General features: G+C 63.9%; 18 protein-coding genes. 13 read left to right on the forward strand and 5 right to left on the reverse strand.

The genetic code is table 11. The features are described 5' to 3' along the window. The first annotated feature begins 2 nt into the window (after nt 1–2). From AB0H00_RS13645 to AB0H00_RS13660, 4 genes are read left to right on the forward strand one after another with little or no spacing between them, the layout of a single operon-like run. Nucleotides 3–1,157 carry an STM4014 family protein gene (locus tag AB0H00_RS13645; protein WP_357265431.1) on the forward strand — a complete coding sequence of 385 codons (1,155 nt, stop codon included), beginning with the start codon at nt 3–5 and terminating at the stop codon, nt 1,155–1,157. Next, complete coding sequence (locus AB0H00_RS13650) at nt 1,154–1,996, forward strand: STM4013/SEN3800 family hydrolase (RefSeq protein ID WP_357265433.1); 843 nt, start codon at nt 1,154–1,156, stop codon at nt 1,994–1,996. The genes AB0H00_RS13645 and AB0H00_RS13650 overlap by 4 nt, the downstream gene beginning before the upstream one ends. Next, nucleotides 1,993–3,333, forward strand: coding sequence for an STM4012 family radical SAM protein (locus tag AB0H00_RS13655; RefSeq protein ID WP_357265436.1), 1,341 nt, complete (start codon nt 1,993–1,995; stop codon nt 3,331–3,333). The genes AB0H00_RS13650 and AB0H00_RS13655 overlap by 4 nt, the downstream gene beginning before the upstream one ends. 6 nt (nt 3,334–3,339) lie before the next feature. Next, nucleotides 3,340–4,248 carry an STM4011 family radical SAM protein gene (locus tag AB0H00_RS13660; protein WP_357265438.1) on the forward strand — a complete coding sequence of 303 codons (909 nt, stop codon included), beginning with the start codon at nt 3,340–3,342 and terminating at the stop codon, nt 4,246–4,248. A 30-nt stretch (nt 4,249–4,278) separates the two neighbouring features. On the opposite strand, the gene AB0H00_RS13665 is transcribed toward AB0H00_RS13660, so the two are convergent. Continuing rightward, nucleotides 4,279–5,214 (reverse strand): helix-turn-helix domain-containing protein, encoded by a 936-nt coding sequence (locus AB0H00_RS13665; protein WP_357265440.1) that lies wholly within the window; start codon nt 5,212–5,214, stop codon nt 4,279–4,281. A gap of 1,118 nt (nt 5,215–6,332) precedes the next feature. Here AB0H00_RS13665 and AB0H00_RS13670 point away from each other — a divergent pair. Then, nucleotides 6,333–7,541 (forward strand): 2-deoxy-scyllo-inosose synthase, encoded by a 1,209-nt coding sequence (locus AB0H00_RS13670; protein WP_357265442.1) that lies wholly within the window; start codon nt 6,333–6,335, stop codon nt 7,539–7,541. Between the two features lie 356 nt (nt 7,542–7,897). On the opposite strand, the gene AB0H00_RS13675 is transcribed toward AB0H00_RS13670, so the two are convergent. Next, a complete protein-coding gene (locus AB0H00_RS13675; protein WP_357265444.1) occupies nt 7,898–8,836 on the reverse strand; it encodes an LLM class F420-dependent oxidoreductase in 939 nt (312 codons plus the stop codon). 163 nt (nt 8,837–8,999) lie between these two features. Further along, a complete protein-coding gene (locus AB0H00_RS13680) occupies nt 9,000–9,470 on the reverse strand; it encodes a PPOX class F420-dependent oxidoreductase (RefSeq protein ID WP_357265446.1) in 471 nt (156 codons plus the stop codon). Between the two features lie 121 nt (nt 9,471–9,591). Here AB0H00_RS13680 and AB0H00_RS13685 point away from each other — a divergent pair, with 121 nt between their 5' ends. Then, nucleotides 9,592–10,050, forward strand: coding sequence for a MarR family transcriptional regulator (locus tag AB0H00_RS13685; RefSeq protein ID WP_357265448.1), 459 nt, complete (start codon nt 9,592–9,594; stop codon nt 10,048–10,050). 82 nt (nt 10,051–10,132) lie between these two features. Here the strand turns inward: AB0H00_RS13685 and AB0H00_RS13690 are convergent, their stop codons facing one another. After that, nucleotides 10,133–11,359, reverse strand: a complete 1,227-nt coding sequence (locus AB0H00_RS13690; RefSeq protein WP_357265450.1) for a helix-turn-helix transcriptional regulator — start codon at nt 11,357–11,359, stop codon at nt 10,133–10,135. Nucleotides 11,360–11,803: 444 nt separating this feature from the next. Here AB0H00_RS13690 and AB0H00_RS13695 point away from each other — a divergent pair, with 444 nt between their 5' ends. From AB0H00_RS13695 to AB0H00_RS13725, 7 genes are all read left to right on the forward strand, one after another. After that, the gene (locus AB0H00_RS13695; RefSeq protein WP_357265452.1) at nt 11,804–12,016 is read left to right on the forward strand and encodes a hypothetical protein; all 213 of its coding nucleotides are present in this window, start codon (nt 11,804–11,806) and stop codon (nt 12,014–12,016) included. Then, a complete protein-coding gene (locus tag AB0H00_RS13700) occupies nt 12,006–12,212 on the forward strand; it encodes a hypothetical protein (protein WP_357265454.1) in 207 nt (68 codons plus the stop codon). Before AB0H00_RS13695 ends, AB0H00_RS13700 begins: the two co-directional genes overlap by 11 nt. Continuing rightward, entirely contained in the window at nt 12,199–12,447 is a 249-nt protein-coding gene (locus AB0H00_RS13705) for a hypothetical protein (protein ID WP_357265456.1), read from the forward strand. Before AB0H00_RS13700 ends, AB0H00_RS13705 begins: the two co-directional genes overlap by 14 nt. Nucleotides 12,448–12,761: 314 nt before the next feature. Further along, nucleotides 12,762–13,070, forward strand: a complete 309-nt coding sequence (locus AB0H00_RS13710; RefSeq protein WP_357265458.1) for a WXG100 family type VII secretion target — start codon at nt 12,762–12,764, stop codon at nt 13,068–13,070. Beyond that, nucleotides 13,070–13,357, forward strand: coding sequence for a WXG100 family type VII secretion target (locus AB0H00_RS13715; RefSeq protein ID WP_357265460.1), 288 nt, complete (start codon nt 13,070–13,072; stop codon nt 13,355–13,357). Before AB0H00_RS13710 ends, AB0H00_RS13715 begins: the two co-directional genes overlap by 1 nt. Next, entirely contained in the window at nt 13,357–13,773 is a 417-nt protein-coding gene (locus AB0H00_RS13720; RefSeq protein ID WP_357265462.1) for a hypothetical protein, read from the forward strand. The genes AB0H00_RS13715 and AB0H00_RS13720 overlap by 1 nt, the downstream gene beginning before the upstream one ends. A gap of 33 nt (nt 13,774–13,806) precedes the next feature. Next, nucleotides 13,807–14,583 (forward strand): colicin E3/pyocin S6 family cytotoxin, encoded by a 777-nt coding sequence (locus AB0H00_RS13725; RefSeq protein WP_357265464.1) that lies wholly within the window; start codon nt 13,807–13,809, stop codon nt 14,581–14,583. Between the two features lie 128 nt (nt 14,584–14,711). On the opposite strand, the gene AB0H00_RS13730 is transcribed toward AB0H00_RS13725, so the two are convergent. After that, nucleotides 14,712–15,239, reverse strand: a complete 528-nt coding sequence (locus tag AB0H00_RS13730; RefSeq protein ID WP_357265466.1) for a hypothetical protein — start codon at nt 15,237–15,239, stop codon at nt 14,712–14,714. Between the last annotated feature and the right edge of the window lie 3 nt (nt 15,240–15,242).

The raw sequence follows: 15,242 nt of genomic DNA on the forward strand, positions 1-15,242 counted from the left end.
CCGTGTACGCGTCCGCGACACCGCCGCTCCCGCCGCGCTGGGTGATCGTCGGCAACGGCGAGAACCGGCGCGTCCAGATGTTCACCGAGGCCGCCCGCTCCGCCGGGGCGGCGACCATCCGGGTCGTCGAATGGCGTGACGTGCTGCGCGAAGGCCGCCACGATTTCGCCGACGACGAGGTCGTGCGTCTGGATTCCCCCGGTGAGAACGCACAGGTGGATCGCCTGTTGCGCGAGACCTACGAACCGACGCGGGTCGAGGGTTCGGCCCGCTGGTACACGCGGTTCCTCGACGCGGTGCGCTCGTTGCACGGCGGATTCCGGCTCGACGACACCGAAGACCTGGCCGTGTTGTTCGACAAGCGGCTGTGCCACGCCCGGCTGTCACACGCGGGTGTGCCGGTTCCGTCCTCACCCACCTCGGGCGGACGCGCTCCCGTGCGCGGGTGGGCGGATGTGCGCGCCCATATGCGCGACGCCGGAATGCCGCGCGTGTTCGTCAAACTCGCGCACGGATCGTCGGCCTCGGGTGTCCTCGCCATCGAATCCACCCGCGACGGACGGCTGCGCGCGACCACCTCGGTGGAGATCACGACGGAAGGTCATCTGCACAACTCGCTGCGCATCCGGCGCTATACCTCCGAACGGGAGATCGCGTCCATCGTCGACCGGTTGGCCCCGGACGGACTGCACCTGGAGCGCTGGATTCCCAAGGTTTCCCAGGACGGCCGGTCCGCCGATCTCCGTGTCGTGGTGATCGGCGGGCGCGCCACCCACGTCGTCGTCAGGACGAGCCGCGCACCGCTGACCAACCTGCATCTCGGCGGTGCGCGTGGTGATCTCGCGGCCTTCCGCGCCGCCGCCGGCGACCACTGGGCGAAGGCACTGTCGATCTGCGAACGAGCCGCGGCCTGTTTCCCCACCACGCTGTGCGTCGGCGTGGATCTGCTGCCCGCGGTCGGTTGGCGACGCTTCGTGGTGGGTGAGGTCAACGCGTTCGGGGATCTGCTGCCCCGGCTCACCGGGCTGCCCGAGCGACCCGCCGCCGGACTCGACACCTATACGGCGCAGGTCATCGCCGCGACCAGCCGCTATCACAATGCACGACAGACCAGTTCGCGCGAGCTGGTCGGCGCGCTCAGGGGTGTCCCGCTGTGACGACCTCGGAACCCGAACTATCCCAGCCGGATATGAAGACCGTCGTCGGCCGGGACGACCTGCTGCTGCTCACCCTCGACACCCTGCGCTACGACGTCGCGGTCGAGTCGGCGGCGGCGGGACGTCTGCCGAATCTGACGGCCCATCTTCCCGGCAACGTCTGGCAGAAGTGCCACGCCCCCGGCAATTTCACCTACGCCGCGCATCACGCCATCTTCGCAGGATTCCTTCCGACGCCCGCGATGCCGGGCCCGCACCCACGGCTGTTCGCCGCGCGATTCGCGGGAAGCGAGACCACCGCCGAGCGCACCTTCGTCTTCGACGAACCCGATCTGGTGAGCGCACTCGCCGCGCGCGGATATCACACGGCCTGCGTCGGCGGCGTCGGCTTCTTCAACAAACGGGGAGCGCTGGGCAATGTCCTGCCCGGCCTGTTCGCCGAAAGTCATTGGGAATCGGAGTTCTCCGTGGCATCACCCACCTCGTTCGAAGCTCAGGTGGCGTGTACCGAAAGGCTCGTGGCCGCCTTGCCCGCCGAGCGGCCGCTGTTCCTGTTCGTCAATGTCTCGGCCCTCCACCAGCCCAACTGGTTCCACCTGCCCGGCGCTACCCGCGACACCGGCGACAACATGAGCACCCACGCCGCCGCACTGGAATACGTCGACCGGCATGTGGGCCGACTGTTCGACGTGATGCGTTCGCGGCGGCGCTGTTTCGCCATCGTCTGCTCCGATCACGGCACGGCCTACGGCGATGACGGTTACACCGGCCACCGGCTCGGACACGAATCCGTCTGGACGGTTCCCTACGGACATTTCTTCCTGGAGCCACCCACATGACACGCACGATCACCCTGCCCCGGCCGTATCAGAACTACGTCTACGCCTATCCGCACAAGACCGCCTACCGCCCGCTCACACCGCGGCCCGCGCTCGCCGACCTCTGGGCCGGTGAATCGCGACGAGCCCTCTCGCTGTATCTGCACATTCCGTTCTGCGAGGTGCGCTGCGGATTCTGCAATCTGTTCACCCGGGTCGGCTCGCCCGACGGCCTCACCGGGCGCTATCTGGACGCGCTGACCCGCCAGGCCGAGGCTGTCCGCGCGGCACTGGGTGACGCCGAAACACCGCACTTCGCCACCGCCGCTTTCGGTGGCGGCACCCCCACCTTCCTCGAGGCCGATGAACTGACCCGACTGTTCGATACCGCTGAGGACATCATGGGCGCGGACCTGCGCGCCATCCCGCTCTCGGTCGAGGCGTCCCCCGCCACCGCCACCGCGGATCGTCTCGCCGTGCTGGCCGAACGCGGGACGACACGGCTGAGTCTGGGCGTGCAGAGTTTCCTCGAACAGGAGGCGCGCGCCGCTGTGCGACCGCAGCGACGCGCGGACGTCGAGGCGGCGCTGGACCGCATCCGCGACGTCGCGATACCCGTCCTCAACATCGACCTCATCTACGGCATCGACGGTCAGACCGCGGCGACGTGGCGAGAGTCGCTCGACGCCGCGCTGGCGTGGCGGCCCGAGGAGATCTACCTCTACCCGCTCTACGTCCGTCCGCTCACCGGACTGAATCGGCACGCCGATCCCGCTGCGGCCGAACATGTTTGGGACGACCAACGGCTCCGTCGCTACGCCGAGGGCCGCGACCACCTGCTCGCCCGAGGCTACGCGCAGATCTCCATGCGCATGTTCCGCCGGACCGACGCACCGCCCCAGGGGCCGGACGACTACGCCTGCCAGACCGACGGCATGATCGGTCTCGGCTGCGGAGCCCGCTCCTACACGTCGGGAACGCATTACTCCTTCGACTACGCCGTCGCCCCGCGCGAGGTGCGTGCGATCATCGACACCTACACGGCCACCGCCGATTTCACCCGCGCCGTCTACGGACGGCAGATCGACGGCGACGAGGCCGAGCGGCGGTATGTGCTGCAATCCCTGCTCCAAGCCGAGGGTTTCGCGGTGGCAGACTACCGGCAGCGCTTCGGTCACGAACCGCGCGACAGCTTCCCCGCCGAGTTGGACGCCCTCGCCGAGCGTGGCTGGCTCGCCGACCCGGAATCAGGCCACCTGCGTCTGACCCCCGAGGGCCTGGCCTACTCCGACGCCATCGGCCCCGAATTCTTCTCCCCCGCGGTCCGCGCCGCGATGGCCGCCTACGAACATCGGTGACCAACAGTGGATCTCACTATTCTCTACCGTGGCCCCCTGGCCTCCTGCGATTACGACTGCCCATACTGCCCCTTCGCAAAGCGCCGCGACTCGACCACCCAGCTCCGCGCCGACCGCACCGCCCTCGAACGATTCACCCGGTGGGCGTGCGCACAGACCGAGGATCGCCTCTCGATCCTGTTCACCCCGTGGGGCGAAGGACTCGTACGATCCTGGTACCGCCGCGCGCTGGTCGAGTTGTCCCGGCAGCCGCACATCAACCGCGTCGCCATCCAGACCAACCTGAGCTGCCGCACCGAATGGCTCGCCGACGCCGACCTGGACACCGTCGCCCTCTGGTGCACCTACCACCCCGACCAGACCCCCTACGACCGCTTCCTCGACAAGACCGCCCACCTCGGCCGCGCCGGCGTACGCTTCAGCGTCGGAATAGTCGGCCTACCCGACCATCTCGACCACGCCCGCCGCCTGCGCGCCGACCTGCCCGACCACATCTACCTGTGGATCAACGCCGCCGAAGGCCACACTTACACCGACGAAGCCGCGTCCACCTGGACCGCCGTCGACCCGCTTTTCCCCTTCAGCCGCCACCCCCACCGCTCAGCGGGCCTACCCTGCCGCACCGGCTCCTCGGTGATCTCGGTAGACGGCGAAGGCACTGTCCGCCGCTGCCACTTCGTCCCCACCCCCTTGGGCAACCTCTACGACAACACCTACCGCCGAGCCCTCACCCCCCGCTCCTGCCCCCGCACCGAATGCGACTGCCACATCGGCTACGTCCACCTGGAAACCCTCCCGCTCTACGACATCTTCGCGGGCGGAGTACTGGAGCGCATCCCGGCTCTTCTCCACCGCGGCATCCCCGCAGCCGTCCTCCCCTCGCTGAGCCTCCCGATCAGACCGGCTCGCGCCTGAACTCCGTGGATCCCGACACCACCCACTGTTTCAGCGGCGGCGTGCTTCTTGCGGTGTCAATCCGAACCGTTCCTTGAAGGAGGCGCCGAAGGCACTGAGCGAGCTGAAACCGCTGGCGTAGGCGATTTCGGCTACGGTCCGGTCGGCAGAAGCCTCCCGAAGATGGCGGCGTGCCCGGTCCAGCCGCTCAGTGCGAATCAGTTGACTCGGTGTCGTACCGGTGCCGTGCAGTGCCAGCTGGATCTGTCGCAGTGACCAACCGAGGTTGTGCGCGATCAGGGTCGGGGTGAGTTCGGGGTCTGTGGCGTGTCGGCGGATGTAGTCACGGACCGCGGTGTCGACTGCTGCCAGAGTGGTGGGCGACTTGTCACCGGGACGCAGGCACAGTCTGAACAGATCGATCATCACATCGCACGTCGTGGCAAAGCCGGGCCCATCAATGACGTTGCGCTGCTTGCTGAGCTCGCCGATCATGCCGAAGGCGACCGATCCCAGGCCCTGTCTCAGGTCGATCACCGCAGGTCCGGCGCCGGCGGCGAGAGGCAGCGCGCCGGCAGGGATGTTCATCACCCACCCTTGTGCGTTCTGCGGCTGTGCGACATCGACCGGACGTGCTTTCGTGACCAGTGCGCCCTGTCCGGGCACGACCTGAACGGTGCTGTCGTCTTGTCGTAAATTCATTGCGCCCCGGGTCGGAACGATTATGCGCAGGCTCGCATCGTCATCCCGGCGTATATCTGTGCGCGTTCGTGAGTAGGTGATGCTGGCGGACCGAAAGCCGATCAACTGGTAGTCCGCGTAGTGTTGGGCCCTCGTGCTGCCGTGGAATGTCGACGCACTGCCGAAACGGAACTGCAGGGTGCCCTGGTTACGGAGGATGTGCTCGACCCAGAAGTCGGTGGACTCGCGGGCCGAGACCACGGCGGTGTCGGCCTCCTGCACGAGGTACTGCTCAGAAAGTGCCATGAGCAATCCTCCAGCGGCTTGCGCGTTTCCGTGCGTCACATGCGCGGAAAAGGTCGAACGAGCACAGGTGCCCTCATAACGTTTGAGTCAGTCTACTGACACCGATCACAACAAGGAAGACACCACACCTCGCCCCAACCTGCCACCAGGTCGGTGAAGACCAGTAGGTGAGAACGATTGCGGCCCCTGCGGTGCACAACGGGGTGCAGCCGAATTGAGCAACGGCGCTCGGTGGGGCCGTGATCGCACTGACCGATAGTTGTCCGCATGACGAGTACTCGAGTCGACGTCATGCTCGGAAATTCGATAAGCGGTAATGCGACACAAGTGCACGCCGAGTCGACGGCACACAGGTGCGCATCTGCCGCCCTACGATGACAGACCCGTCCGGCTGCCAGAGGTACCTCTCGTAGTCGGCCGGCCGGAAGACCGGATAAATTCTAGTTTTGTCCGGTTTATGACGGCGGATTCCGCTGGCTCATTGGAGCGACATTTCCACTGCAGGCAGCGTACGCAGCCGCGAACTCGAGGCAGTCGGTGATCGCGCCCGGCAACCACGAGCGCGGACTCGTAGCCCCGAATCAGGCCTCCGCGTCCAACGGTTCGGCCTTGAACAGCAACAGCCGATGTTCTTCGCGCAAGCATTCTTCAACGGTGTCACACGGCGTCGACATGGCTTCGCAGCGGCTCGCCCGCATCGCCGAAAACACCAACAGCGCCGCTGATCAGATATGTGCCCTCGAGGAACTCACCATCGAACCAGACGGAAACCTATACGTCACGAGTTATTCACGAACGACCACACAGCATCGCAAGAATACCCCCGATGAAACATTACTAAACATATGCCGGTGACCGCTCCGGCCGACGGTGGACGGCGATTCCGTCGAAGACGTCGGCGACCTGCGGCTTTGTCCTCCTCCGGACCCACCCCGAGCAGAGTGAGCAGAATTATACATTCTGGTAATAACTCAACCAGAGGAATTATTCTCCGCACTGGGAACCGACTGGTTGCTCTCATAACATGGACCCGATTGTAAAATTCAGAAGCCAGACCGGGTGTCGATGCGATTATCGCCCCGCCGTCCTTTGCAAAGTTACAACTGGGAGCAGAATCAATGGCCTCGACCGCGCAAGAACTCTTATCGCACCCGACCATGCAACAGCGCCACATCCGGATCGGCGAGTCTTCGTTTCCATACCTGTTCAGCAACAACTGTCTCGACGCCATCGCCGAAACCCTGCACACGCTCGACGCGGACAGATTTGTGGTCGTTACCGACGATCACGTCTTCGGCCTGCACGGACAAGCATTGCTTCGCGCTCTGGGAACCGGGACGCCTGTCACGATTCTTCGTCATGAGCCCGGTGAGGCGATGAAGACACTTCCCTCTCTTGCTGAGCATATCGAGCACGCTTTGGGGGATGGAGCCACACGAAGATCAGTCGTCGTCTCCTTCGGTGGAGGCGTGCCGGGAAACCTGGCGGGATTGATGGCAAGTCTGTTGTTCCGCGGCGTACGTCTGGTTCATATCCCGACCACAACCGTCAGCGCGATGGATTCGGTACTGTCGCTCAAACAGGCCATAAATAGTAGGGTCGGCAAGAATCATGTCGGTAGCTACTACACGCCAACCGCAATACTCACCGACGTAGAACTCTTCGGCACCCTGTCTCCTCGAGAACTTCGCTCCGGACTCTGCGAGATGGCCAAGAATTGTTTGGCCATCAAGCCTGAGATTATTTCCGAACTACAAGAAATCTTGACGACGGGGAATCTAGCCGCGCCCGAGTCGCTCCTGTGGCTATTGGATGCCAGTATCAGCGCGAAGGGGCAGGTAACGAAGAACGACACATACGAGCGAAAAGACGGTCTCGTTCTCGAATACGGCCATACAGTCGGACATGCCATCGAACTGCTCGACCACCGGCAACGCGATGCCGATGGGCTTTCACATGGGGAATCCATTGCACTCGGCATGTTGGTTGCGGCGCGAATATCGTGCGCTCGCGGATGGCTGACGGAAGCAGATGTCCGCATCCACGACGAACTCGTGGCGAGCCTCGGCGTAACGACGAGTATCCCCGAAGGAGTCACAGCGGACCGCATCATCGAAACGATTCGAGACGACAACAAACGGGGATACTTGCCGCTGCCGGACGATGCCGCCGCTTTCGTGCTCCTCGAGCAGCTAGGCGTACCCGCGCAATCGGGTGAGCTGCCACTGGTTTCGGTCGGCTTTCACGAGGTGCGGGAGGCATTGAAGGCGTTCGAATCGGCAGGACGCGAAATCCCGTCCCTTGCCTCAGCGGATTCGGTTCGATAACTACTCGGAGCAGATTCGGATCCGGTGGGTAACAGCGCATTACCCTGCATGGTTGCGTGGTGGATCCAGCGCATCGCTGCCGCAAGGTCTTCGGATTCTTCGCTGTGCGAACTCGATGACTCGGCGTGCTGTCGCAACGATTAGGGCAACTAGACGCACCGACTCCAGTAGAGCTGCGCTATAACGCCTTCGGCCCCTCACCGGAATTCGGAATTCGGGTGAGGGGCCGAATGGTCGTGAGGGATCAGCCGACCAGCACCGGCTCCCGAAGCGTCACCGCGTCGCGGTCGCGCTGCCGGAGTTCGCGTGGCTTACTTCCCGCACGTCGATACCCGGCAAGATCCTTCCGTCGCGGATCAGTCCAGCTGCGGTGCGATCTCGGCGGCCACCAGGTCAAGGTGGTCGAGGTCCGAGAGATCCAAGTACTGCAGGTATAGACGGGTGATACCGGTCGCCTCGCGATAGCGGCCGATCTTGTCGACCACCTCGGCGGGGGTACCGACCAGCTCGCTCTGCCGCTTCAGATCGGTGACCTCACGGCCTATGGTGTCGGCACGGCGGGCGACTTCAGCGTCGTCGCGGCCGACGCACAGCGTGAGCGCAACCGACCGAGTGATCTCCTTCGGATCGCGCCCGATCTCACGGGCCGCCGCATCCACCCGCTCGAATTGCCGTGCGGCCGTGGTGGAGTCGACGAACGGTAGATTGAATTCGTCGGCAAATCGGGCAGCCAGCGCCGGAGTGCGCTTCTTGCCGACACCGCCGACGATCACCGGCGGCCGCGGACGCTGCGCCGGCTTCGGCAGGGCCGGAGCGTCTTCCAACCGATAGTGTTTGCCGAGGAAGGTGAAGGTCGAACCGTCCGGCGTCTCCCACAGGCCGGTCACGATTTCCAATTGCTCGGCATAGCGGTCGAAACGCTCGCCGAAATCGGGCAGTTCGATGCCATAGGCAGTGTGCTCGGCATCGAACCAGCCCGAACCGAGGGCAAATTCGATGCGGCCGCCGGACATCTGGTCTACCTGCGCCACCGAGATGGCCAGCACCGACGGGTGCCGGAAGGTGGCGGAGGTGACCAGGGTTCCGAGCCGGATCCGGGACGTTTCGCGCGCCAGACCGGCGAGCGTTATCCAGGCATCGGTCGGCCCGGGCAGCCCGGACGCCACGCCCATTTTCAGATAGTGATCCGACCGGAAGAACGCGTCGAATCCGGCGTCCTCGGTGGCCATCGCGACGCGAAGCAATTGATCGTAGCTGGCCCCCTGCTGGGGTTCGGTAAAGATCCGTAGGTCCACCCGCTCCACCGTAGTCGTGCTCGCGAAGCGATCCGACTCGCGAGCGGTAGCGGGCCGCATCGAGCGGCGGGGCGGCCGAACAACTGCCGGCGCGGGACGCCACCGCCGTCAACGGCAACCGGATGGATCCCTTGGGAGTCGAGCGGTAGGCGTGGGCGCAAGGTCAGCCCACGACGTGATCCGGCTGGATGTGGAGGATCACCCGCTCGACATTCCGTCGCTGCTCGTAGGGGTAGGTGTCCAGCTCTAGATACTTGCGCGCGAGCTGGTCCAGGAATGTCTTCCCGGGATCTGGCTCGATCTCGACGACACGCCCGCGGACTTCCAGGTACCGATAGGGGTCGTCCGGATCGAGGATCGAGACCGACACCCGCGGATCCCGCTGGATGTTGCGGTATTTTTGCCGGTCGGTGCCAGTTGAGACGAGCAGCTGCCCGTGGGCGGCGTCGAAATCGAACCATACCGGGTGTGACTGCGGCTCACCGTCCGGCCCCAGAGATGCGAGGTGCGCGAAGCCTTTCTTGCCGAGGATGTCGGTATGGCTGCCGGAGATCGTGGCAGACCGTGTCTGCCTGCTGCGTGTTCGCCGGTTGATGTCTTCGACATCGTCCGCCTTGTTGCGGATCTCAGCCATCGTTTCTCCTTGCTGTCGCGAATTCGGAGCCAAAGTCGGCGCGACCGCACCCTTTCGTGAGGATCATCCACCTCCGGGGTGTCAGCATGTTGACACGCACAGTGTGTGTCAACATGCTGACATGAGTCAAGAGGAGATCGTGGGCGACCTGGAGCAGTCGGTGGGCTACGTCCTCAAACAGGCCCAGGCCGCACTGCACTCCGCCATGGACGCGGTGCTGCGCCCACTGGAGCTGACCGTGGCGCAATACGCCTGCCTCGAACAGCTCGGCCGATACCCCGGAAGATCCAACTCCGAGCTCGCCCGTGGCGCGTTTGTCACCCGCCAATCGATGAACCTCGTACTCCGCGGCTTACAAGACCGCGGCCTGCTCACCCGACCCGAGCGGGCGCCCCAAGGCAGCGCGCTGCCCACCCAGCTCACGAGCGCCGGGCAGGAAAAGCTGCACGCCGCCAGCGTGGCCGTGCGCGCCATCGAACGGCAAATGTTCTCTCCGCTGTCTGCGGAAGAACAATGTCGGCTGCGCAACGACCTTGCCGTCTGTGTTGCCGCCATTCCCCCGGCCAAACCCAAGCAGTAACAGCCCAGCCATTACTTCATCACCCTCGCCGCAGCATTGACCCGCTGGCAGAAACTGGCAAATCGACGACGTGAAGCATGGTCTAAACCGGTATGCCGACCTGGCGACTCAGCTCCCGAACATCGCGGCTCATCCCCGCAGGCGGAGACTTCACCAGCCCACGCAGCATCTCGCGCGCGAACCCGTTGTACCGGATCGTCTCGGGCGCCGTCTGCTGCGCCTTTTCCAGCATCGCGAACGCGGCAGCCGCCTCCCGCCGCTGCGAATATGCACGGGCCACCTCGATGTAATGCCGACTGCGGCGCGGCACCGACACGATCGTCTCCGCGTCCACCTCCCTCGCGGCACGCAGCGCCTCAGCAGATCGCCGCAGCTCCACCCCCAGGGTTGTGGCATGGGCAGCCATCACCGGCATCGAGAACGACGTCTGCACATGCCGGTACTCCGGACCCAGCTGCCGCGCCGTCCCATCGGCGGCCTCCCAGTGCTCCCACGCCTGGCCATAACGGCCGCGGCGAGCATGTACGTACGCCACCTCAGCCTCGAGCGCGCCCGCGATCCCCCGCCAATCGTCCGGCGTCTCATCCCTGCCGAGGTAGGGCGCGAGCTGATCCATCGCATCCCGCGCAAGCCTGATCGCCTCCTCCCAACGGCCGGAGTCACGCAGCGCCTGCACCATCGCCCAAGTGCTGCACGCGATCACATACGGGTCATCCGCCTCGAATCCCTCATTCATTGCCCGGTCCGCGACGAGCCAAACCAGCTCCGGGGCAGGCTGATACGCGACGTAGAAGTCCGCCAACTGATAGACGCCAGCCAGGATCCGCCGCGCCTTCCTGCGCGTCGGTCCAGGGATGCGAGCAGCCTGCTGTGCGTCCCTGATCAAACCCGGAAGCAGGGCGCCTAGCTGGGTTCGGTGATCTGGGCTGGTGTGACGAATCTTCCACGCCTGGTCTAGACGAATCGCAAGATGCTCGATGCTGCTAGCACGGAGACCGGCTGCCATCCGATAGTCGGTGAGGGCTTGACGTACCTCGGTCAGCGCTTCGTGCTGCTCGCCGGCGAACACCGCCACCGACACGGCGTGACCGCTGCCGGTCAGCTCGGCGAGATCCTTGACCTCCAGCGCTTGCGCGATCCGGAGGAGCATCGGCAGCTTCGGTGGTTGGAGCCTGCTTGTCTCGACAGCTTTGATCCACTCCGCCGACCGCCCGACCAGCCCAGCCAGGACCGGGCGCGACATGCCTGCGCGCTCGCGTAGCCACTTGATTCGTGTGCCGACAGGCGCTTCACCTCTGGGGTCCTGCATGGTGCCCCTCCTATGACCTACCCACTGGATTAAAGCGTATCGGACCAGATGGCATGGGGTACGGAATGTCCCTGATCGGTACATGTCTCGTTCTTAACGTGAGGTTCAGCTCCCGATGCCGGGGCTGGCCTCAAATCCGACCAAGGCTGTGACCCGGCATCGGGTGCTTCCAACTCCAGAACACACAACGCGCCCCGGGGGTATAGACGGAATGCCCATCGCTCTGGTGATTGCCTTCACAGTCACTGCCGTCTTCTACGGCACGATCTGTTTCTTCGATCGGCCCGTAAGAAGCGCTGATACTTGCCATCCCGCACCCGATAATCCGTACACCACGGAGGAAGCACACCTGGTGTGGCAGGCCTGAATCGGCTGCGACACCGAAACCTGTGGCGACAAAGCCGCTGCACTCGACGTCCTCATCGAAGCCAAGATCGTCAAACCATGGCGAGCAGTCCGATGACGATCACCCTCGCCGACGCCGAGATGTGGCGCCACTTTCACCGTAAATGCTGGCAGGACGGCGCATTCCGGTCGCTGGAGCAGGCCCAGTTCGTCGCCGACGTCCACAGTGGCCACGGCACCTCCTGCCTGCAATACCTGTCGGCAGCGGCCTACATCATCGGCTCCGGGGACGGGGACGACCATGCCGAATGACAACGAGCCCATCGGCATCGGGCACAGCCACATCGACGGCACCCTGTCGATCATCGGCGCCGATGGCTGGCCCTACAGCCCCGAGGAAACCGCCGAGCTCCTCAGGGAAGCCGGCGAGGACCAGTCCCTGGAGCTGGTCCGACATTTCTTCGACGCCTTGCGCGCGCTGGCGAGGAAATCCGATGGCGCTCAGTAGATCGCAGGCGATGGTGCTCGGCGCTTTAGCTCAAGACCAGCCGCTGACGACGCAGGAACTGAGCATTTGGACGGGTCTCGCGCCGACAACCGCGCGGGCCGCCGCAACATCTCTCACTCAGGACGGATGGGCATCCAGCACCGACGGAGTCCCCACCTACTGGCGGATCACCGACTGCGGCCGTCGCCTCGCCGCGACACGCCCCTACCGTGCGTTCCGGACCACCAATGCCTGAGGTCGACACGAAACCCGGGGAACATCACCGACTTAGTGGGACTCGGGTCCTGCTGGAAGAGTGTCCAGTATGTCATCGTCTTCGGAGGAAGCGGCGGTGGTTCATGGCCGCGTACCGGGTCGAGGCGGCGCACCGGGTACTCGATACCGGTCGCACGACCGCTGACGTTGCGCGCGGTTTGGATGTTCCAGCAGCCACAGCATTGTAGCCGTGGCTGCTTGCATCCCAACATCTTTCACCCGTGCACGTGCCTCACGGAAGAGTCCATTAGCTGCCCGAATTCGCTGGTCCTCATTTGTGCTACCGTCGCGCGCGTGCATGCAAACCCGCAAGAAATGCACGCCACAGCGGACCGTATGTCAGCGAGAGCCGACGAATTTTGGGACGACATCGAGGCGTTGCGCAAAGAAGCCGAGACGCTGATGTCATCCGACTGGGTCGGCGAGGCCGCAAGCACGCACGCCGCTTTGTGGACCGAGTGGGTCAAATCCGCTCGAAAGGTGGCAACTACGCTGCGCGAGGATGCTGTGCTCGTGCATCAGGCGGCAAACGCCTACACCGATACCGACGTCAGCAACGCGAACTCTCTCACTGATATGCCATTCAATCCGGATAATTTTTGATGGCGTCCTACACAGCCGACACTGACCAAATTCTCGCACTCGTGGCGAAAGCCAAGACAGTCGGACAGCAAATCGAACAACGCATCGCCGATGTCGAGCGCGAAGTCGCCGCGCTGCACATCGAGTGGAGCGGCGAAGCCGCCGACGCGCAAAAGAGCAAGCACGACACCTGGCAGCGCGAAATGCAGGATATGAAAACAGCGCTCGCTGAGCTCGAAGCGGCCACCCAAGCAGCTCGCGAGCGCTACCTCGCCAACGTCGAACACAACAAGGGAATGTGGCCCTGATGGCGCCCATCACCATGAATACGGCCCTCGTCGGCAACGCTGCAGGACTATATAAGACGGCGTACGACGGTGCTGAAACCAAAGTCAAGACGCTAGCAACGGCCCTCGACGCGGACTGGGATGCGCAGGCAGCGACAGTGCCGCGCGCACGTGGGCCAGCAGTTACGACCCGGCCGCCTTCGAAGCAGTGGCGGCCGGGAACCGACATCGTCAACGCATTCGGCAAACTTCACGACCTCCTGGCATCCACCGCTGTCAACCACTCCAACGTCGAGAAACAGAACAAGCAACCTCCCGAGCCCCCTGACCCAGACCCCACTGTTCTGCCAGCTACTACAGCACCGACATTCAAGGGCGCTTTCGGCGGCGCGACCGATCCTCCCTTCGGCTGGGAGATGATCAGCAGCTGGCTGTAAGGCCACACTTGACCGAACGGCGACCCGGATAAGTTGAGAAAGCTGGGCACCGCCTGGCGGACGGCCGCCACCGGCATACGGCGGGCCAGCAGCGGGACCGATCAGGGATGGATCGATCTCGAAGAACTCGAGTCGGACGAGCTACCCCAGGCGCTCGCCCAGATGGACATAGTCTTCACCGGCGTCGAAGACGTCGCGACTCAATACGAAAATCTCGGCAGAGCCTGTGATGACTGGGCAGATCAGATCGAGGAGGCCCACCGCAAGCTTCTCGCAATCCTCGCCGGCGCTCTCGGCGTAGCGATCATTGCGGGCGTTGCCGTCGGCTTCTTCACAGGTGGCCCCGGGGCAACTGTCACTACGGGAGCCAGCGCCAGTGGCGCAGCGAGCCTCGCAATCACCGTGCTCGTTGGTTTCGAGGCGACCGCCGCCGCACTCACAGGGGTGACGGTGGCCGCAGGGACCGCCGCTATTGGCGTCGCCACCGAACTGCAACCCTTACTCGAGGCCAGCCCCACCCAATTCAACGCCAACACCAAAGGTGGCGGAAACCAACAACACTACGTCACACCACCCAAAGATTTGAAGGGATTCCCCAACCCCAAGCCGACAAAGCGGATGGGAAGAAGGAAGTCCTGGAAGGATGATGAGGGGAATACGTACGAGTGGGACTATCAACACGGCGCGGTAGAGAAGTACAACAAGAACGGCAAACATCTCGGCGAATACGATGCCGAGACCGGCGCTCAAACCAAGCCTGGCGACTCGACGCGCAAGCCGCAGTGGAACAAGCCGCAGTGGAAGAAGTGATATGTGGTACTTAGAAGCGTTCGATAAGAAGACCGAATTTCTGGTGCGGGACCATCCTTTGCAGGGCCTCGACACGCCGACTTTGCAAGGCATCCTTCACTTCGACGATAGCTGCGAGATCGACGGTGTCAATTACCCCCCGGAGGCCGGGGGGTACGACGTCCCGCCATCGAAGCTACCGAAGCTCGCTCAGTATCTGCCAACCGATTTCGTTGTCGACGAATCATGCGATTATCAGGTTGCTTACTACCGGGAATAACCGCGGGGCCGCAGCCCATGTTCTGACGTCTTCTGTTGAAAGCCTGAGGTGTGCTGTCATGGACTATTTGAACCAGTGGAATGAGGACCAGCGCCTGCTCGTCGCGGAATGGAAGAGCAAGTACCAGACTTTGCGACGCGGGCTGGCACAAATCGCCGTTCGCGCCAGTTCCCGCGGTGGCGAGTTGGGCGTGACCGTGGACGCGCAAGGCAACGTAACCGATTTGCGGCTTACACCGCAGCGGCTTCTGCCTGTTGGTGAGCCTCCGACTCGACAGGATCGGGTGGATCGCCCAGCCGAGTTCGAACGGGTACATCCGGTATTCCCGGCTCGTGCCGAACGCTTCGATCAGGTATTGCTTGGCTTGTTCCGGGGTGAGAATCGGTTCTGCTGACATATG

Origin of the sequence: Nocardia sp. NPDC023852 (genome assembly GCF_040639505.1) — a bacterium.
GTDB lineage: Bacteria > Actinomycetota > Actinomycetes > Mycobacteriales > Mycobacteriaceae > Nocardia.